Source organism: Limnothrix sp. HT2024 (assembly GCF_059138625.1).
Window position 1 is genome coordinate 943432 of record NZ_CM181121.1, and the last position, 19674, is coordinate 963105.

General features: G+C 57.1%; 15 protein-coding genes, 1 tRNA gene and 1 riboswitch. Of the genes, 7 read left to right on the forward strand and 9 right to left on the reverse strand.

The window, feature by feature from the left end; all coding sequences use genetic code 11:
* Window positions 1-43 precede the first annotated feature (43 nt).
* Complete coding sequence (locus tag AC2IAX_RS03915) at window positions 44-1246, reverse strand: tetratricopeptide repeat protein (protein WP_494389418.1); 1203 nt, start codon at window positions 1244-1246, stop codon at window positions 44-46.
* Between the two features lie 86 nt (window positions 1247-1332).
* On the reverse strand, window positions 1333-2832 hold the full coding sequence (locus AC2IAX_RS03920; RefSeq protein ID WP_494389419.1) for a hypothetical protein: 1500 nt from the start codon (window positions 2830-2832) through the stop codon (window positions 1333-1335).
* Between the two features lie 271 nt (window positions 2833-3103).
* Here AC2IAX_RS03920 and AC2IAX_RS03925 point away from each other — a divergent pair, with 271 nt between their 5' ends.
* Entirely contained in the window at window positions 3104-4750 is a 1647-nt protein-coding gene (locus tag AC2IAX_RS03925; protein WP_494389420.1) for an ArnT family glycosyltransferase, read from the forward strand.
* 6 nt (window positions 4751-4756) lie between these two features.
* Here the strand turns inward: AC2IAX_RS03925 and AC2IAX_RS03930 are convergent, their stop codons facing one another.
* The 3 genes from AC2IAX_RS03930 to AC2IAX_RS03940 all read right to left on the reverse strand — a co-directional run bounded on the left by AC2IAX_RS03930 (window position 4757) and on the right by AC2IAX_RS03940 (window position 7031).
* Window positions 4757-5692 (reverse strand): ion channel, encoded by a 936-nt coding sequence (locus AC2IAX_RS03930; protein ID WP_494389421.1) that lies wholly within the window; start codon window positions 5690-5692, stop codon window positions 4757-4759.
* Between the two features lie 499 nt (window positions 5693-6191).
* Window positions 6192-6659, reverse strand: a complete 468-nt coding sequence (locus tag AC2IAX_RS03935; RefSeq protein ID WP_099532475.1) for a DUF4278 domain-containing protein — start codon at window positions 6657-6659, stop codon at window positions 6192-6194.
* A 39-nt stretch (window positions 6660-6698) separates the two neighbouring features.
* Window positions 6699-6854, reverse strand: a riboswitch (Glutamine riboswitch).
* A gap of 51 nt (window positions 6855-6905) precedes the next feature.
* Window positions 6906-7031: a hypothetical protein gene (locus AC2IAX_RS03940; RefSeq protein ID WP_494389422.1), complete on the reverse strand. Its 126-nt coding sequence runs from the start codon at window positions 7029-7031 to the stop codon at window positions 6906-6908.
* 92 nt (window positions 7032-7123) lie between these two features.
* On the opposite strand from AC2IAX_RS03940, the gene AC2IAX_RS03945 reads away from it, so the two are divergent.
* The 3 genes from AC2IAX_RS03945 (at window position 7124) to AC2IAX_RS03955 (ending at window position 11039) form a co-directional block, all read left to right on the forward strand.
* Entirely contained in the window at window positions 7124-7276 is a 153-nt protein-coding gene (locus tag AC2IAX_RS03945) for a hypothetical protein (RefSeq protein ID WP_494389423.1), read from the forward strand.
* Window positions 7277-7368: 92 nt separating this feature from the next.
* Entirely contained in the window at window positions 7369-7833 is a 465-nt protein-coding gene (smpB, locus tag AC2IAX_RS03950) for an SsrA-binding protein SmpB (protein ID WP_099532473.1), read from the forward strand.
* Between the two features lie 212 nt (window positions 7834-8045).
* On the forward strand, window positions 8046-11039 hold the full coding sequence (locus tag AC2IAX_RS03955) for a two-partner secretion domain-containing protein (protein ID WP_494389424.1): 2994 nt from the start codon (window positions 8046-8048) through the stop codon (window positions 11037-11039).
* A 21-nt stretch (window positions 11040-11060) separates the two neighbouring features.
* Here AC2IAX_RS03955 and AC2IAX_RS03960 read toward each other — a convergent pair whose 3' ends face one another.
* Entirely contained in the window at window positions 11061-11867 is an 807-nt protein-coding gene (locus tag AC2IAX_RS03960; protein ID WP_494389425.1) for a DUF8623 domain-containing protein, read from the reverse strand.
* 132 nt (window positions 11868-11999) lie between these two features.
* Between AC2IAX_RS03960 and murG the strand changes: the two genes are divergently transcribed.
* The 3 genes from murG to AC2IAX_RS03975 are packed head-to-tail and all read left to right on the forward strand — an operon-like array spanning window position 12000 to window position 16762.
* A complete protein-coding gene (murG, locus tag AC2IAX_RS03965; RefSeq protein ID WP_494389426.1) occupies window positions 12000-13091 on the forward strand; it encodes an undecaprenyldiphospho-muramoylpentapeptide beta-N-acetylglucosaminyltransferase in 1092 nt (363 codons plus the stop codon).
* Window positions 13088-15031, forward strand: a complete 1944-nt coding sequence (locus tag AC2IAX_RS03970; RefSeq protein WP_494389427.1) for a hypothetical protein — start codon at window positions 13088-13090, stop codon at window positions 15029-15031. Before murG ends, AC2IAX_RS03970 begins: the two co-directional genes overlap by 4 nt.
* Window positions 15032-15085: 54 nt before the next feature.
* Window positions 15086-16762, forward strand: coding sequence for a glycosyltransferase family 39 protein (locus AC2IAX_RS03975; protein ID WP_494389428.1), 1677 nt, complete (start codon window positions 15086-15088; stop codon window positions 16760-16762).
* A gap of 41 nt (window positions 16763-16803) precedes the next feature.
* On the opposite strand, the gene AC2IAX_RS03980 is transcribed toward AC2IAX_RS03975, so the two are convergent.
* The 3 genes from AC2IAX_RS03980 to AC2IAX_RS03990 all read right to left on the reverse strand — a co-directional run bounded on the left by AC2IAX_RS03980 (window position 16804) and on the right by AC2IAX_RS03990 (window position 19616).
* A tRNA-Thr gene (locus tag AC2IAX_RS03980) sits at window positions 16804-16876 on the reverse strand.
* A gap of 308 nt (window positions 16877-17184) precedes the next feature.
* A complete protein-coding gene (locus AC2IAX_RS03985) occupies window positions 17185-18156 on the reverse strand; it encodes a hypothetical protein (protein ID WP_494389429.1) in 972 nt (323 codons plus the stop codon).
* On the reverse strand, window positions 18153-19616 hold the full coding sequence (locus tag AC2IAX_RS03990; protein ID WP_494389430.1) for an AAA family ATPase: 1464 nt from the start codon (window positions 19614-19616) through the stop codon (window positions 18153-18155). Before AC2IAX_RS03990 ends, AC2IAX_RS03985 begins: the two co-directional genes overlap by 4 nt.
* Window positions 19617-19674 lie beyond the last annotated feature (58 nt).

The window sequence follows — 19674 nt, forward strand, 5'->3', positions numbered from 1 at the left end:
GGCATTCTGCGGGCCTTGGGAAAGTTGCTATTGATCGCAAAACCTAGCGGCGACGGCGGCCAGAACGGCGCACCCGATCCCAGGTCGATCGCACATCCCGCAACGAGAGGCGACGACGGCGTTTGTAGTCGTCATCATCATCGTCATCGTCCTCCACCGCCACTGCTGGATTGTCTGGCGGGGCAGATTCCGTCACCGGCAATTCAGCAGGAGGCAATTCAGCGGGCAGTTGCGCCAGCAGGGTGCGGGCTTGGGTCGCAGAATCAAAATCTTGCTGTTGCGAAAACAGCTCCACGGCTTTGTTTAAGTCCGATCGGGCCTGATTGGCTTGGTCTTGGGCAAAATGGATCACCCCCCGCAACAGATAGGCCGTCGCCCGTTGATTATCCAGGGCAATGGCCTGATCCAAGTCCGCCATGGCCCCAGCCGCATCGCCAAATTCATAGCGAGTTTCCGCCCGATAAAGGTACGGATCCACAAAATCCCCCTTGGCGGTAATCGATCGATTGAAGGACTCCAATGCCGATCGATAGTCTTGGAGGGCCACTTGCGCCAACCCTTGCCCCAACAGGGCCTCCGCCATCTTGGGGTTGTGAGCCAGGGCCTGCTGAAACCAAGCGATCGCCTCGCGGTAGCGTTCGTTGTTCAGCTCCTCAACCCCGCGATTGTTAAATTCCACCGCCTGCACTGCCACAGCCAATTGCTGTTCAATTGCCGCTAGATTCGATCGATAGGTGGCCAGCTTGCTTTGAATCATTGCCCCCGTCAACGCATCCGGCGGCAGACTCGCCAGTGTTTGAATCGCCAACTGCCATTGCTGCTTGGCCTGTTGCCAAACAGCCGGCGGGTGGGGCGGATTTTGCACCAAACGGGCGGCTTTCATGGCCGCATTTTCAGCGGTGTTCAGGCCCCGGGCAATCGTCAGCTCGCGGTTAATGGCGGCTTGCTGGTCTTTGAGCGTGGGCAATTGGGCTTGGGCCTGGTCATGGGGCAACAGGGGCCAAGGGGGAATCAATTGCAGCCAGTTGATTTGCTGGGTGAGTTGTTGGTTGGTTTCCGCAAGGCGGGGAATTGAAGGAGTCGATCGCGCTTGGCGGGCCTGGGTGAGCAAGGCGGGCGATCGACCCAGTAGCCAGGTCGTTAGCCCCCAAAGCCCACCCCCGATCGCCCCCGTACCCAACAGCAACAGCAACCAAACCCAACCCAAACCGCCAGACTCAGACGTTGTGGTTGTGACTTTTGGCATGGGCGAATGGTTCGGCCCTGAGGCGTTATGAGTGAGCCGATAACCTACTCACGAGATTTTATCACCGCCGATATGGTGCTGGACAATTAGGATGCTTCTGATTTGCCGGTGTTTTTAACTCGCATAATTTTGCCAAGTAGATCAAACCAAAAGGGCGCGCCCATCGCGATCGCCAAGCCCGTGACCAGCCAGCCCAAAGCCGTGCGAATTAAAACCCAAATCACTTCTCCTTGGTTGTTGGGTTTGCGATTGTCGTAGCGCAATTGCTCATTTAATTTGTTGGAATCCCAGCCGATCGGGAGGGTGGTTTCATCCAAAGCCGCCTGCATGTCCTGGCTAACTTCCGACCACTTGGGCAGCATGGGCCGCGAAGGAACTCCGGGGGCGCTACCCGTTTGAACGACTCGATCGGCGTAGGCGCTCACCGCTTGCCGCAGGGCCGTATCCCGAGACAGCTTGCTCACAATGTTGAAGGTGTCGGCGTTGCTGGCCACCGCCAGGACAATGCCCAACAGGATCGAAACCCCGCGTGCATTGCGGCGATAGACCCCCGATGCCCGATCGCGCGCTCGATCGTACCAACCTTCCACTTCCTTTTGGAATTCCTGGAAATCCTCTTGCGCGGAGGCCGCCCGCGATCGGGCCCGCTTTGCCAGCAGCAACAGGTTGTCTTGCACAGGCTCGGGCAACAGGTTCAGGGCCTCTTCCAATCCTTTGCGAGTGGGGTCATTAGCATCGCGCAATTCAGCAATCACCGCCTGCACTTCCTGGTAGATGGCGCGTTTGTGGCGCAATCCATCCAGCACTTCTTCGGTGGAGGGCAACAGGGCCGCCAGCAAAATGGTGTGGCCCTCGCGGTCTTCAAAGGTGTCGTCGCGCAGGATCACCAGTCGATCGACCTCGGGAATATGGGCCGCTTGCAGAATGCTAATGAGCCGATCGACGGAGTTCAGCACTCGGGTGAGGCTGATTTTGAGGTCAAATTTGCCCGATCGATAGTCGGTGGTGATGTCTCGCAGGCGTTGTTCAAAGCGATCGAGCAGTTGGGTCAATCGCGAATCACTCAGTTGCGGTTGTAGCAATTGGCGGGTTTGTCGCCCCAAGTCTTGGGTAAATTGCTCAAACCGCCGCAGGCTGACGGTACGAATCAGCTCGGGAATTTTGGCCGAAGACAGCAATGCATCGGCAAAGGAACTGGGCGGGATGTGGGAAGGGGCGCTGGTATGTTGCCCAAAGATCGAATTGCTGAGGCCGATCAGGTTGCAGAGAACCCGAAAGCCCTTGCGAAAACCGGCGGCTAACAACCCCCGGGCCTCTTGGTTCAGGCTGTTGATGGTGGGGGAATCGTAGAGGCGTTCGGTCAGTTGTTCGGCGCGGGTGCTGTCACCGGGACGCTGGGGAGCGCGGCCGCTGACGGTGGATTGGCTGCCACCGCCCAGTAATTGGGCGATCGACTGTTTCAGATGAGCGGCTCGCCATTGCAACAGGGTGGCAATCAGTTCTTGAATTTCCGAAGCCAACAGACTGAGGGTTAAGTAAACGAATAGGAGGCCGATAACGATATCGACGATGGGTGAAAGCTGCATCTTAAATGGTTAGGTTGAATGGTTCGGTTGATTTAGCTGGAAATTTTTGAAGACGCTATGGGGCCCACGATGCCAGCCAGTATAAGCCGGCCGATCGGGGTCGGGCGTGCGGTCTGGGCCCCACGAGTGGCATCGTTGCCAACAACCATTTCAATAGCCATGCCAGCCTCCGAAAACGGATTGATTCTGGGTTTTCGGGCCCCTTAATTCGCTAGATTGGGCATTGATTTCAACCGCGCGATCGATTTCCCCATCCCTGTTCCCCATTCCTATGGCCCCTAATCCTGACCCGGCTGGTTCTTCGGCCTCGGTGCGATCGTCCCGCGTGGGGGCCATCGCCCGGCAACTGTGGCGCAGGGACGATCGGGCGGTGGATTGGGCCTGGGCGATCGGGCTGGGATTGTTGGCCCTGGTGTTGTATGGCATCAATTTGGGTGGGTTGCCCCTGCGCGATTGGGATGAGGGCACGGTGGCCCAAGTGGCCCGGGAGCTGGCCCGCGTCCCGATCGGCTCCGAGTCCTGGTGGTTTCCCACCCTGCACGATCGCCCCTATTTCAACAAGCCGCCGCTGCTCCATTGGGCGATCGCCCTGTTGTTCCGCACCTTTGGCGAAAGCGAATGGGCTGCCCGACTGCCCGGAGCCTTGCTGGGTGCGGCGGCCGTGCCCCTGGTGTTTGCGGTGGGGCGGTTGATTTTCACCCACCGGGCCGCCGCCCTCTTCAGCGCCTTGGTCTATCTCACCTGGTTGCCCGTGGTGCGTCATGGGCGGTTGGCCATGCTGGATGCGGCCATTGTGGCCTTTGGGTTGCTGACCTGGTGCTGTCTGTTGCGGGCCCGGCGGGATTTGCGGTGGACGCTGGGAATTGGGTTTGCCCTCGGCGCGATCGCCCTATTGAAGGGGCTGGTGGCCCTGTTGTTTGGGGGCCTAATCTTCGGCTTTTTAGTCTGGGATACGCCCCGGTTGTTACGATCGCCCTATCTCTGGCTCGGGGGGCTTTTGGGCTTGGCCCCAGCCCTGGCTTGGTATGGGGCCCAATGGCAACACTACGGCCCAGCATTTTTTGAGACTAATTTGCTGAATCAATCCCTGCGGCGGGTTTGGGATTCCGTGAGCGATCGGGGCGGCCCGCCCTGGTTTTATCTGCAAGAGCTGTTGGAATTGGCTTGGCCTTGGCTATTTTTATTGCCCGCTGGGTTGCAAGCGGCCTGGGGCGATCGGGATTGGCCCTGGGGCAAGTTGGTGCTGGTTTGGAGCTTGGGCTATCTACTGCCCATTTCCGTGATGGAAACCAAACTTCCCTGGTATGGTCTGCCGCTCTATCCCCCCTTGGCCCTGGCGATCGGGCCCGTGCTGGGGTCTTTGTGGGAAGAACCGCCGGCCCGGTTTGGGCGATCGTGGCAGGTGATTTTTGGGTTGCTGACCTTGGGTGGCTGTGCTGGAGCCGTTTACTTCAGCGCCTGGGCCACACCATTGGAGCCGATGCTCGCCCTGGCGCTGGCGGCCTTGGGGCTAACGGGGGGAGCCGTGGTCTTGTTGGCCCAGCAGGGCGATCGACAACTGATCCCCGTAGCCTTTTGGGGCATGTTTGTGGGGTTAACACTGTTTTTCTCGTCGGGCAGTTGGCTTTGGGAACTGAATGAACAGTATCCCGTGCGGCCGGTGGCGAATCTGCTGCGATCGGTTGCCCATTCCGGCTCAAAGGTTTACACGAGCGATCGCACCCAGCGCCCTTCCCTGGATTTCTATTGTCATTGTGAAGTAATTCCCGTGCCTCAATCGGAACAGGCCAAACATTGGGCCGATCGCCGCGTGGCTCTGTGGGTGATTCGGCCCCAAGATCGCGATCGTCCTCCGTTTCAGGCAGGAATTTTGGTTGGCAAAGCGGGCGATCGATTGGTGATTCGTCGGGGTGAATAATCGCCCTTAATTGGGCGTGATTTTGGGTGTGAATTGAGCCACCGGTTCCACCTGATCAAAAAATCGGTAATCAATACAAATCACCCCATTGGGCTGATGGGCCAACATATCCACAAATCGGTGATTTTCTAAAACATCAGAAATTGCATAGATATGGCGAGCATGAACCGTTTGGCTCAGTTCATCATCAATCCCAGTTAAAGACACAACAAAGGTGGCATTACTATTCAATAAAGACTCGATCGATCGGCCAAATAAGGGACTTTGTTGATCGATTCGGTGCATCACCAACCACGACAGGGCAAACATGGGCGAGGTCGATCGCACCAACGATAAATCTTGAATCTTGCGTAAATATTCCCCTTCTTGGGTGACCGTATCCTCAATAAAAACCAAATTTACCTGGGCTTCAATGATCTGATTCTGCCGCTGATTAGCCATCCGAAACAGCAGCGTAGGTTGACCTTCATGGGTTGTTTTCAGGAGCGCCTGACTAAAGCGCACTTGAGCCGTGGGCCGCGAAAATCGGGCAAACATTAGCCCCGTTGCTCCCGAAAATCCCATCAGACCCACCAAAGCTTCAATGGCCGTGAGCATCTGTGTCCAAGGCTTGGCCGGATACATTGCGCCATAGCCGATCGTTGCCATGGTTTGCACACTAAAAAAGAACGCATCCATGAAAGATTGCGGTTTGGCATTGGCGATTCCTTCGGGTTCCAAAAGATATAACCCAGCAAACAGGAAATTGGCTAACCCATAGCCCACAATAATTGCTAGCCAAAACTTTGGCCAGCTCAAGGTTAGTAATAAATGGTAAGCATCTTCCCAGGGATGGAAACGGTGTCCCATACGCACGATGCGTAGCCGTTTGCGATCGGAAGTCACTTGGCCATGGGGTTCTTTGGGTGTGCGAACTTGACCCGATCGCTTGAATTTCAACATAGAGAGACCCAGAAAGATAGGTTCCAAAAGGATCGATAAATTTCTAAAAATAGATCTTCAAAAATGTTCTAAAAATAGACCTGCAAAAATAGATCCCGAAATAGATCCCGAAAAATAGAGACAGCAAAAGCCCCAACGGGCGATCGCCCCATTCCCACCCGCATCTTAGCAAGGGTCTTGTCCCACCGAAAAACCCAAAAAAATACCTCCAGCGCTCCTTGAGCAGGCTGGGGGTATGGGGCTAACGCTCACTGAAATAGTCGGGTTTTGCAAAATATCAGCCAGAACGAATTCAGGAAAGAGTCCAAGGTAGCCAGCCCGCAAGCCAACTACCTTGGATCAGAACCTTTCATTCAACCGATACCCTGCTCTACCGAGCAGCATTCGAGAAAGAGTTCACAACAAAAAGGTTTGAGACAAGTTCAAGACAATTCAGCTTAGGAACCACTTAACGAAACCCCAATGGCTTTCGGGTGGCCCAAAACCCAGCAAGGGTTGCTTAGCTCATCGCGACGGAGCTGGGTTCGCAGGAAATGGCGATGTCGTGTTGCATTTTGCCTTGGATGCGGCTGAAAGTAGACGACAGGTGACCCAGACCCAATTCGGCTGCTGCGCGATCGAGTGCCAATTGTTCACGAGCAGCGGCTTGATGATGACGGGACATCATTTGGACGCGAGCACGAGCGGAGATCGATTGGGTAGACATAACAGAACCTGCGGTAAGGGGTTGGCTGATCGGCGAAGTGACGGGGCGGCTAGCGGGGACGCTGCTGGGCGCGAAGGCCTCAGCGCCCGTGCGATAGGCGACACCCCGATAGGTCAGATCATTGACTGGCTGCGGCGGAATGCTTTCGGCATGGCGGAAATGCACTTCCAATCCGCGATATCGACCAGTGTGGCCCGTTTCTACCGTGGGCAGAGGGGTTTCTGTGCTGTCGTACCGGACACCGCGATAAATGAGTTTCATGAGGATCGCCTCCAGGAGATGCGTTCAGGATCTGACTGAGGCGCGTTCCTTCGGGATTTGCGGGCTGTGGATCGGTGGTTAGGACTTAACCCAAAATCGACATTGACCTAGAATCCCTACTTCCGTCTTTCTTTCTAACTAACGGCTGCTAGGGTGACCTGCAAGCTGTGGTGTTAGCGGGGAAAGATGAACGATTGGTTTCTGTATCTAAAGATACGATTTAAGCCCAAAATAGTCAAGGGGCACTTAATATTTTGTGAAGCAAAGATCGCTGGGGCTGATGAATGGGTGGCGATCGAACCGTTGGCCCTCGCCCAAAACCCTTGCCTGGAAACTGCTGAGGGCGATCGGGAGTCTTGGAAACTGCATCATGGATCGATCGCAAGTTGAGGATTCGATCGCGATGATCTGGCGAAAAGCTTGCTGAAGGGTTGCTGAAGGATTAATCGCTGCCGGCCTTGCCGATGTTTTTGCCATTTGCTTTGCAATCCCACTCCTCACCACCCCGGATCATCACCGATTGCCCCCGATCGCCCCTAATCACCACCGCCATCGGCTCGCAAATCTTGCAAAATCCCGGTACTGCGCCGCTTGAGATGAATCAGCGGTTAGAATAGACCTCCTATCGATCCCGGTCAGGCCTGGGTCTCAGAACCAACATGAAGATTCCCAATCGGGGTCAGAGCGCGACGGAGGGTTAATCAACAGCGTGGCCGACAAGCAAAGTGGGTACAAAATTGTCGCTGACAACCGCCAAGCCCGCTACGAGTACGAAATTTTGGCAACCTACGAGGCGGGGGTTGAACTGAAGGGCACTGAGGTGAAGTCCATTCGGGCTGGCAAGGTGAACCTGCGGGATGGTTTCGCCCTCATTCGCAATGGCGAAGCGTTGCTGCTGAATGTGCATATTTCGCCCCACGACACCACGGGCAGCTACTTTAACCACGACCCTCGCCGCACGCGCAAGCTGCTGCTACACAAGGAAGAAATCCGCAAACTGGTGGGACAGGTGGATCAAAAGGGACTGACCCTGGTTCCCTTGCGAATGTATTTAAAGGGGGGATGGGTCAAGGTGGCGATCGGGCTGGCCCGAGGCAAGAAACTGCACGACAAGCGCGAAGATCTCAAGCGCAAGCAAGATCAGCGCGATATGGAACGGGCCCTCAAGCGGTAGCTCGGTCAGTTTGAGGATTGAAAATTAGATGATTGACTTGGATCAGGAATTGCGATCAGAAATCTTTGATCATGAATCTTTGATCATGAATCTTGATGATTTGATGGTTTGAGATCGATTGCTTTTACGGGTGCGTCTCGGGTCGTTGGTATAACACAGCAAGGCGGACTCCTTGCTTGGCCGCCCATGAGGCGTTTTGGATGCGTTGTTTCATGACTGGCGATCGGGTAAATACAGCAAACGCGGGGAGCCTCAGCACTCGCTGGCCGTTTGTTATCTTCCTGGGAGGGGGCCTTGGCCAAACGGGTCAAACGGGCCAAACACCGATCCAAAGGACGATGGGAAATTTGCGGCGAAGATGGCTGGCGGCGAGCTGTTGTGTTGGGCTTTGGGGAGGCGCTGCCGGGGCCCAAGTGGGGCCGATCGCCCCCGATGGCACATTGCCGGAACCGTCGCGCATCCAAACCACGGGCGACACGATCCAGATCGACGGGGGCACCCGATCGGGAGGGAATTTATTCCACAGCTTTGAGCGCTTTTCGGTTCCCGAGGGCATAACCGCTTGGTTCAACACGGGCGCAGAGGTGCAGAACGCCATCACCCGGGTGACCGGTAGCCAAGGATCGGAGATTTTGGGCACGCTTCGGGCCAATGGCTCCACCAATCTTTTTTTGCTGAATCCCAACGGAATTTTGTTTGGGCCCAATGCCCAGTTGCAACTGGGGGGCGCATTTTGGGCCAGCACGGCCGATGGCTTGGTGTTTGGCGATGGGGTGACCTTTGATGCGGGGCGATCGGGTGGGGCCCCACTGTTGTCCTCCCAGGTTCCTTTGGGGTTGCAATTAGGTTCACAACCGGCTCCGATTCGGCTGTTGGGGAGTTTGGTGGTGGCTCCGACCCAGCGGCTGTCGTTGGTGGGCGGGGCGATCGACCTGGCGGGCGGGCGGGCCGTGGCTCCTCAGGGGCAAATTGATCTGATCAGCGCGGCCGGTGGTACGGTGCGCTGGCAAACCAATGAGGCGATCGGCCTGGGCACGGCCCAACGCAGCGGCGTGATTAATTTGGATCAGCAAGCCGCGATTGATGCCAGCGGGCCCGGCGGTGGCCTGCTGAATCTGCAGGCGGGCCAAGTGGCCATCCTCAACGGCTCCACGGTCACCGCCCTGACGCAAGGGGCAGTGAACGGCCGGGGAATCGAGATCGGGGCTGATCAAGTGGTGGTGGCGGGCATTGATCCCACCGGCCAACAGCCCAGCGCAATCGTGACCGACACCAGCGGCTCCGGCCGAGGTGGCTCGATCGTCATTGAAGCCAACCGCTTCAACACCCAAGGGCCCGCCCTCCTTTCCGCCAGCACCTTTGCCTCCGGCCAGGGCGGCGACATTGATATTCGTGCCACCGATGCCATCACCCTCAGTGGCCTGGGATTGCAGTTTGTGAACGAGGTGATTGTTGGCGGCAGCTTGGTGGGGCAAATTACCCCTGAAGTTCGCATCGCTGGCCTATACATCAACACCGCTGGCTTGGGGAATGGGGGTTCCATTCGGCTGAATGCGCGCAACCTGACAGTTGCCGATGGGGCCGTTGTGTTTGCGCCCACCTTTGGCACAGCCCGAGGCGGCGACATCATCATCAATGCTGAGCAAATGAATGCCGCCAGCTCTCTGATTAGCACGGGTAATGCTCGCGAGTCCACGGGCGAAGGCGGATCCCTCACGATTCGCGCTGGATCCTTGTTGGTGCAAGGGGGAGCGCTACTGGTGACGGTGAATTTAGGCAACGGCCCCGGCGGCGCTTTGACGGTGCAAGTTCGGGACAGCATTGAAATTAAAGATGCAGTGCCCCTTGCTTCCGTGGCCAGTGGGATTTTCACGAACACCATCGCTGGCAATGGTCGGGGCGGAGCCATGCTCATTGAAACCAATACCCTCACGGTGCGTGATGGGGCATTTATTGGGGGGCAGAGCGGGGCCAACATTCGGATTGGGTTGTTTCCGGTGGGAGGAGTGCCCGGCGAAATTACGATTCGGGCCGCCCGCCAAATTGACCTGATTGGAAGTTCCGGTGATCGCTTGTTCTCCAGTGGGATTGCCACCGATACCTTCACGGAATATCCGGCCGGCAACGTGTTGATTGAAACGCCATTCCTGCGGGTTTTGGACGGCGCAACCCTCTCTAGCTCCTCGCTGGGGTTGGGTCAAGGGGGAGACATCACCATCAAGGCCGATCGCATGGAAATCAGTGGGCGATCGGCCGATGGTTTCCGTAGCGGGCTGTTGGCAGTTTCCGGGCGAGCAGATTTGCCCCAAATCACCGCCACGGGCAACAGTGGCAGTTTAAACCTGCAAGTGGGCGATTTGGTGATTCGCAACCAAGGGGAAATTGCCGTCAACAGCAGCCTGACGGGGGATGCGGGCAGCCTCAGCATCACGGGCGATCGCCTCCGTTTGGAAAACAGTAACATCACCGCCAACACCGCCTCCGGCCGTGGGGGCAACATTGATGTGCAGGTGAACACGCTGCAAATGTTGGCCGGCAGTTCGATCGCCACCAACGCCGTGCGCAGTGACGGCGGCAACATCCGGTTTCAGCTTTCTTCCCTGGCCGCCCTACAAAATAGCGACATTACAGCGAATGCTCAGGCGGGGCGGGGCGGGCGCGTTGACATTCAAGCGGATACGGTTTTGGGAACGGCCTTTCGACAGCAGCTCACTCCCCAAAGCGACATCACGGCCACTTCGGGGCTGGGGGCGAATTTCAGCGGCGCGGTGCAAATCAACACCCAAAACTTCAATGATGAGTCGGGGTTGATTGACTTACCGGAAGACACTTTGGATCCAACAGCAGCGATTATTATCGGTTGCGCAGCGGATGAGGGTAACCGATTTGTGGTGACAGGACGGGGTGGCTTACCGGCGGAACCCGATCAGCCAGCCAGCAGTGCGGGGGCCTATTGGGATGATGTGCGGTGGCTGGGCGGCAACCTGACGGGGGAGGCGACGGATGCTCCTGATCGGGCGATCGCCCCGAATTTGCCCGATCGCACGGTTTCCGCCGAGTCATCTGAGCCAGTGATTTCTGAGCCAATTGTTGAAGCTCAAGGTTGGGTGACTCGGGCCAACGGTTCGATCGCCCTTGTGGCCAAGCAAGCGACTCCCCAGTTGGGTTTCCCGTTGAATTGTCGCCAATTCCGCCAGTCCAATTGATTCAGCTTAATTGTGAGAAACCTAGCGTACTTCCAAGCGTTCGGTAATCCAAGTCATGCCTTCGGGCCCCACCAAAACAGCGGAAATCCAGCGAGATCCTGGGCTATTGGGCGCGCGCCCCACCTTAAACAACCCCCCAGCGGAAATGGGTTCTAGGGCTGCATTTTGGGGAATGGCATACACCTCCGGGCGCACGGGCATATCGATCGCGCTGCCAGCCAAGAGGGTGTCGCCCAACGGATCTTGCACGATCGCATCGAAGGTGTAGGTATCTCCCGGGCGCACTCGCTCCGGCAGCCGCACCCTCACGCGAGGTGGTTTGCTGCCCCATTGGGTGGTGGTGCGCTCATCAAGCAGTTCTTGACGGATTACCAGGCCGTTTTGAATGGTCTGGCGGGCGCGGACTTCCGTAACCAGTTTGACGGGCCCGAGGGTGGTGTTGGCTTTGGTGGCGGTAATGTCGGTGCGGGTTTCGAGAATCCAAGTATCCCGATCGCGATCGGCCTTTTCAACGGTGGTGCTGTAGGTCACCTGATCAAAGGATTGCCAAAACTGACTGAGGGAGCGGCCCAACTCGTCGCGGCTGAGGCCGTCGGCGCTGCGAAAATTGGGGGCGAACCGTTGCAGCAAACCGGTATCTTTGGCGCTGGCGGCGCGATCGATGTCGCTCAACAGGGCTTGCACGTTGGGATCGATCGTTACGGCGGCGGCAGGGTTGACGGCAGTGCCCATGGCCATCAGCAGACTGGCTCCGAGGGCGAGTCCCCACCGGCTAGCCCGCTGGATCGGTTGCGGATTTCCCAAGACGTAACAAGCACGAAGAAGCATGGAATGATAATTTAAGAAGTCGGGAATCGGCCGGATTGATGGCTCAAAGGGGGCGATCGCTCGGATTGCGCCGCTCTGAGATCAGTTCCCGCCTTGCCTGTCCGATTGTAGCGGTTGAAAGAGAGAAACGGTTTGGCAGCAACCGCCCCGCAGCGATTGTTAGTGGCCGCCAGTGGCACGGGAGGGCATTTGTTCCCGGCGCTGGCGGCGGCCCAAGAGTTGACCGATCGATGGACGATCGAGTGGCTTGGTGTGCCCGATCGCCTGGAAACAAAGCTTGTACCCGATTGCTTTCCATTGCACACCATTCCGGTGACCGGTTTTCAGGAGCGATTGGGCTGGAAAACCCTGTCCACGGCCTATGGCTTGGTGAAGTCTGTCTTTGCGGTACGTCGGCTGTTGCGGCGGGGACAGTTTGCCGGCGTGCTGACCACCGGGGGTTATATTGCCGGGCCGGCCATTGTGGCCGCTCGATCGCTTGGGTTGCCCGTGGTGTTGCACGAGTCCAACGCCATTCCTGGCCGGGTCACGCGCTGGTTTGGCCCCTGGTGCGACACGGTGGCCGTGGGCTTTGAGGTGGCGGGCCAGCGGTTGCGCCAACGTAAGATTGCGGCCCTTTGCACCGGCACGCCCGCCCGCGATCGATTCTGGAAGCCGGAACCGCTGGCCTTGCCCGTGCCGGAGGATGCACCGTTGATTGTGGTGGCCGGCGGCAGCCAAGGGGCCGTGGCCCTGAATCGGTTGGTGCGGGAAGTGGCGGCGGCTTGGTTTGCGATGGGGGCTTGGGTGGTGCATTTAACGGGCGATCGGGATCCGGATGCGGCCAGCTTTGAACATCCCCAATACATTGCGCTCCCGTTCTATGACGATATGGCTAGCCTGCTGGGGCGGGCCGATTTGGCCGTGAGTCGATCGGGTGCAGGCACGTTAACGGAGCTGGCCGCCACCGCCACCCCCTCGATTTTGGTGCCCTATCCCTTCGCGGCCGATGATCACCAAACGTTTAATGCGCAAGTTTTTGTGGAAGCGGGGGCCGCACAGGTGTTTCCTCAGGGGCAACTGTCTCCCGATCGCCTGCAAGATTTGGTTTTGGAACTGTTGGCGGATCGATCGCGCCTGGACACCATGGCCCAGCGGGCCCGCGCCCTGGCTGTGCCCGACAGTGCCGCCCAGTTGGCCCAATTAATGACGGCGGCGATCGACCGCGCAGCCCGCCGCCCATGACGGCCCCACGGTTCATCCCTTGGAGCGATCGGCTCCGGTGCTGGCTGTTTCCGGCCCAGCCCCAGCGGCGCGATTGGTGGGGCTGGCTGTTGGCCAGCGGGGCGATCGCCCTGGCCATTGGCTGGGCCGGCTATCGCCAGGCCACAGGCGGCCCCTACATTGTCCAAGACGATGCTCGCCAGCATGTGTTTTGGATGCAGCGCTGGCTAGATCCCACCCTTTTTCCTGAGGATTGGATTGCGGATTATTTTCAATCCGTGGCCCCGGAAGGCTATCGCACCCTCTATCGGCTGTTGGCTTGGGCGGGGTTTCATCCGCTGGGGGTGAGCAAAATTCTGCCGATCGGGCTGGGGTTGTTGGTCGCAGGGTTGGCCTTTGGCCTAACTACAGCCCTGTTGCCGATTCCAGTGGCCGGATTTTTGGGATCGGTGCTCACCAGTCAAGTGTTGGCCATGACCGATGACTTGGCTTCCGCTACCCCCCGATCGTTCCTTTACCCGCTCTTTTTGGCCTTTGCTTGGGGGTGGGTACGCTCCAGCCTGGGTTGGGTTTTGGGCACGATCGGGCTGCTGGGCCTGTTCTATCCCCAATACGTCCTGGTGGCCTTGGGCATCTTGGCGATTGATTGGTGTTGGCGATGGCGATGGCAGTGGCCGGCCGGATTGCGGGCGCTGATTGCCAGCCGTTGGGGCCCCGCCGCCACCCTAACTCAGCGGCGCGATCGCTTGGCCCTTAGCGGTGGGATCGCGGGGATCGCAGTCCTGGGTCTCTATGCCCTGCAAGCTTCGGACTATGGCCCGGTGGTGACCGTCAGCCAAGCGCGATCGCTCCCGGAGTTTTTCTCCAGCGGCCGGGCCAACTTTTTTGATGACAACTGGTTTGACTTTTGGATTTTGGGGCAACGCAGCAGCCTATTGCCCAAGGATCCATTCACGCCGGCCACCCTGGCCTTGGGGTTGTTGTTGCCGGTGGCCTGGTGGCAGCGCGATCGCTGGCGTTTGGGCGAGCAATTGAGCGATCGCCTGGCCCTGTTGCCCATTTGGCTTGCCTCCGGCATCGGTTGCTATACCTTGGCCCATTTGCTGCTATTTCGGCTCCATTTGCCCGGTCGCTACACCCAACACAGCATTCGGATGATGTTGCCGATCGCGGCGGCCTTGGTGTTGACGCTGCTGCTGGATCAGCTCTTGGGCGCTGGTCGATCGCGGTCTGACTTAACCGATCCAGTGATGAGCACCAAATTCACCGACACCGAAGCCAACTCTCAACGAACTAGCCCAGACTCCAGCCGAACCATTGCCCCAGCCTCAGGCTCCGGCCGGGGTCTTCAGCGCATGTTGGCGGCACTCTTGGCGATCGGGCTATTTAGCGGTGCAGTGCTCTATCCCCTCAGCCTGAAACGCTTCCCCAAGGCCAACTACGTCGCCGGAGAATCGCCGAGCCTGTACCAATTTTTTGCGACCCAGCCAGTGGATCTGCGGGTTGCGTCCTTGGCCAAGGAGGCCGATAATCTGCCCACCTTTGCCGGGCGATCGGTTTTGGTGGCCCGTGAATATGCCATTCCTTACCACTGGGGCTATTACCGTGTATTTCGGCAGCGGATGATGGATTTGCTGCAAGCGCTCTATAGCCCAGATCTGGCGGCGGTGTTGGCCTTCAATCAGCAATACCACATTGATTTTTGGCTGCTCGATCGCGACACCTTCACGATCGATTACCTGAGTGCCAAGGAGCGGCGAGCCAACCGCTGGTTACGCCAATTTCAACCGGTGCAACAACAGGCGCTCGATCGGCTCAATCGCGGTGAAAAGCCCGCCCTCAGCACCTTTTTAACCCCCAATCACCCCTGCCAGACCTATCAACAACCGGATTTGGTGGTTCTCGATGCGAAGTGCCTAGCCAAGGTGGCTACCGAGATCACCCCGCCGCCACCGGCCTGATGTTGCCGAACACCGCCAGAACTTAGCTCTCTTGCCCCTTTCCTTAACCTTGCCATGTACGCCCTAAGACGATCGAGCTGGCTGCTGTCCCTGGTTTTGGTTCTGGCGATCGGGCTGGGCCTGGGGTTGCGGGTCACCAACTTGCCCCAGAAATTCCACTGGATTGATGAAATTCATAGCGCCATGCGGGTGGCCGGCGTGGGCAAGGAAACCGCCGTGGCTTGGGCCACCCGGGCCGCCAGCGATCGCCAACCGGTGACCATGGCCGACCTAATGCAGTTCCAAACCCTGCCCGCCGATCAAAACCTGATCGAGGGCTTGCGGGCCACCACCATCGCCCTGGCCACGGACAATCCCCAACATCCACCCCTGTTCTATGGATTTGCCAGGGTGTTGGCCGGGTTTGGTGGCCGGGCGATCGATCAAATTCGGTTGACCTCAGCCTTGATCAGTTGGCTCACCTTTCCGGCCATGGTTTGGTTGGCTTGGGAACTTTTCCGCTCTTGGACCGTGGCGTTGCTGTCGGTTTTGCTGTTGAGCCTGTCGCCACTGCACTTGGTCTATGCCCAGGAGGCCCGGGAATATAGCCTAGTGGTGTTGTTGGTGCTGGTATCCGGATCCCTGTTGGTGCGGGTGCAGCGGGCTTGGCATGAATCTCGGGCCTTTGACCCGGCGGGCCGACTGCAACGGGTGCAACGGGGATGGCTGGCCTATGGCGGGGCGATCGCCCTGGGTTTGTATGCTCACCCCACCTTTGCGCTCACGATTTTTGGCCATGGGCTATGGATGACTTGGCTGGAACGGTTTCGCTGGAACCGTCAAATGCGCGCTTGGGCGATCGCAGCGGCGCTGGGTAGTGCGGCTTTTTTGCCTTGGTTGGTGGTTTATTTGATCCACTTTGACGGCATGGCTTGGGTGGGGCGCGATGTGGGTTGGCTGACGATCGGCCGGCGCTGGTTGATTGGCCTAGTGGGTTTGTTTGCGGATGTGCAAGGTCTGACAAGCGATCGGCTGGTGAATGTGGAAACGGGCCAGGATGAAGCCCAATTGGCAAGCTGGGTTTGGTGGGGCGTGCTGTTGCCAGTGGCGGGCTTGGTGGTTTGGAGTTTCCGGATTCTCTGCCAATTTGCCAATGAAGCGGCGAAATGTTTGGTGCTTTGTGGGTTGGCTGTGCCCTTTTTGGCCCTGGCCATTCCCGACTTGATTGATGGGGGACAGCGATCGACCGTGCCCCGTTTCTTGTTGGGCCCCTCGATCGGGGTGATCTTAGCGGTGGCCTACAGCCTGGCAGAATTTTGGGTAACCCCGCGCTCTTCCCATTCCCTGGCTGGGCAATATGGCCGACGATTGGGCCAGGTCGTCACCGTGCTGTTGGTGTCGGTTAGCCTCGCTTCCAGCATCACCATGGTGCAGGCGGATACTTGGTGGAACAAATACAGCAGTTTTTATGATGGCGAAGTGGCTGCCGCCCTTGCCAACCGCCCTAAGCAATGGGTGCTGACGGGGCCGGAAAAGGTGGGCCGGGCGATCGGGCTGGGCTATCGCACCGATCCCACCGTGCAGTTTCTGTTCGTGCGATCGCCCGCTGATTTGGCGGGCCAGCCCTTGGGCGATCGGGTTTGGCTCTATCGCCCCTCCCGCGAAATCCTGGAATCTTTACAAAACCGGGGTTGGCAAATTACCCCCACCGTTGAGCGGGGACAACTGCTAGAAGCCGCCAAAGACTCCTAGGCCGGCCCGATCATGGGGCTGCCTGATTAACGCGATTCGGAAGCTGGCAAGGGGACTTGAACCCCTGACCTACTGATTACAAGTCAGTTGCTCTACCAACTGAGCTACGCCAGCAATTAGCCATCCTGGGGATGACGTTTGATACTTTAACCCACAACCGATCGCGCTTCAAGGGTGGCGATGAAGTTTGATGAAGTTTGCGGAAACTGCTCCGATCAATCTCGCCAAATGTTGTCCGTCCTCACTCAGCACTAGCCCCAGGCTAGATGTAATTGAGCCTAGTAGCGTGGCTGCTTTAATTCACTGGGTTAAATTACATGGCTGTTATCGCCACCAAATCGTTAGGCAGCAAGGGGCTTAAGCCCCTTGTTACTACGACTGGCTCCGCAACTTTGACCCAATGTATTAAGCCTGTCATGCTACTAGGACGCAACCGATGGACGATGGGATTCAATCAGGGCCTCAATAATTTCCTCAGCCTTCGCCTTGCTGCTGACCGCGATTCCCTTTTCTTTGGCGAGGGTTTTGAGCTTGGTCAACGCGATCGCGCCGTAAATGGCCCGCAGTTCAGCTTCTTGGGGATCAACAATTTTGGCTGGCGACTGGGCCGGCGGCTCGATTGTCAGGGTAATTTTTGATCCTTCGGTCACCACTTCGCAAAGGCGATGGATCGATCGCTCCAAAGAAGCAACCATTTCCTGGGCAGCGCTGCTGGAGTTGGTTTCGCCCGTAGGGCTGGGCGGCTGTGGCTGCGCGATCGCATTTCCCGGTTGGCTAAGGTTCGCCACCTGTTGGCTGAGAGCTGTCATTTGGCTTTCGAGCTTGGCCAATGTTTGCGCTGAGTTGGCATCCCCCAAAGCATGGCGATCGGCAACAGTTACTCCTGCAAGGGCCTGGGTTAGTTTCTGATCCAGGAGTTGCTCCAATTTTTGGGTTAATTGTTCCTCCAGGCGCTGGCCAAAAGTTGGATCGATGCCGGGTTTTGAAGGTGACTCAAGGCTTGGGTTGGGGTTGACAGTCGAGGCCGAAGGGGAATCACCCTCTAACAAAACCGCCAGCTCTTCTTGGGCCAATTCCGCTTCCGCATCACTCAGGTCAAAAACCCAAGCCCAAAGCATCCCAATGTCTAAATCATTGGCCACCACCACCCAATCGGCCCCATGAATCACCTCATATTCCACTTCATCCCCAAGCTGATCGGTGCGGCGAACCAGAATTGGGATCAAATTGCTGCTGTGATTCTGCAAACTCCACCGCAGCTCTTCATAGCGATCGGGTGAAATTTTCGGTTGCGATCGCATCCCCACCAAACAGGTATGAACCTGACCATGGTTAACGGGTTGAATCTTCAGATTTTCGCGAATCAGGCGGCGACGTTCTTGATAATCGCTCATGGGTTAGGTTCAGCGTCAACACTAACTTTTTGAATCAATTCTTTGGCCAAATTCTCAAAGGCCGCCAGGGCATTTTCAACGGAATTGCGATCCTGAGATCCCAGATCCTCATCAAAATCAGCCGCGCAAAGCGGATAGCCTTTCGACTGAGATTTGGACAAAACATTTAACCGAGGAACCCAAGTTGCTTCGCGGAAAAGCGCCGTGCGATCGCCCCCCGGGAGCCGATCAAGCTTGGCGTTCAAATCATCCACCATGGCTTGATTAAAAGTCTTGGACTGGCGATCATACATACTGACAGCAATGCCGACAATCGGCAGGGGCGTTTCTCGGAATTGTCCCACCTCTTCCACTTGACTAAGCACATATTCCAAGGCACGAATGGGATAGGGGGAAAGCTGTGTGGGCACCAGAACTCCCGCCGAAGCCATCAGGGAAATTCGGTTCACTTTCCCAAAGGAGGGCGGTGGGTCAACGAATACAAAATCATAGTCATGGTTTTTGAGTTTTTTGGCCAGGATTCGATCGCTATCCACTAACTGAATGAGCTGATTCTCCATATTGCTGAGCCGAATATGGGAAGGAATCACATCCAAGGTCACATTGCCCCAGCGCTTGCTGATGGTGACAGAAGCGGCCGTGGTTTTGGGTTCCGTCAGCAGATGGGTAATATCCTTGCGTCCCGCTTTTTCAATATCTTCAAGGGGATCAATTCCGAGTCCGGTGGTTAAATTGGCCTGAGCATCAATATCAATCAGCAAAACTCGCTTGCCCATTTGGCTTAAGGCAGCGGCTAAGTTGATGGTGAGTGTTGTTTTACCAACCCCACCCTTGTTGTTAAAAACCGTGATGATCATAGACTCTCGCCGTTGAGGTTCTGGGTCTGAGGTTTGGCGATCGTGAATCGCCAACAGGCTCATCATTTTGGGATCGTGAGAAAGCCGCGCGATCGCCCGAATAAATTGATGATGAACCTTTCGATGGCTATCGGCAAAGGCGGCCATGACCCGATCGCAATTGCGCTGCCACAGCAACGATCCCAACAACCGATAGTTATCGTAAAGATCGGCTCGCTCAAACTCCCACAGAATGTGAATTGCCCTACCATCGTTATAGAGCAACTTGAACTGATTGCCATTGGTTAATAGGCCCAACAAACTGCCCGATTCCCGGAGATATTCCCGCAGTTGCCAGCTATTGTGGGCGATCGATTTGCGGGGTGCTTTTGCCTCAATGACCAAATAGTGGCTACAGGGAGCTGCTTGTTGGGCCCTCACTAAAAAATCAACCCGTTTACGCCCAAAAGGAACCTGTTGGGCCACATCGGCTCTGTCATAGCCTAGCAGCATCAGCAATGGGGTCAAAACTCGATCTTCTAGGGCTTTTTCCGTGGTGCAGGTTTCCACCCGATCGAGCAGGGCTGTCCATTGTTGCTGAAACTCCTCGGGCGTGAGCATCATCGATCAAGAACCCATTGTGAACGAACTACATCAATGGAACGCCCTTAAGGGGCTGTGC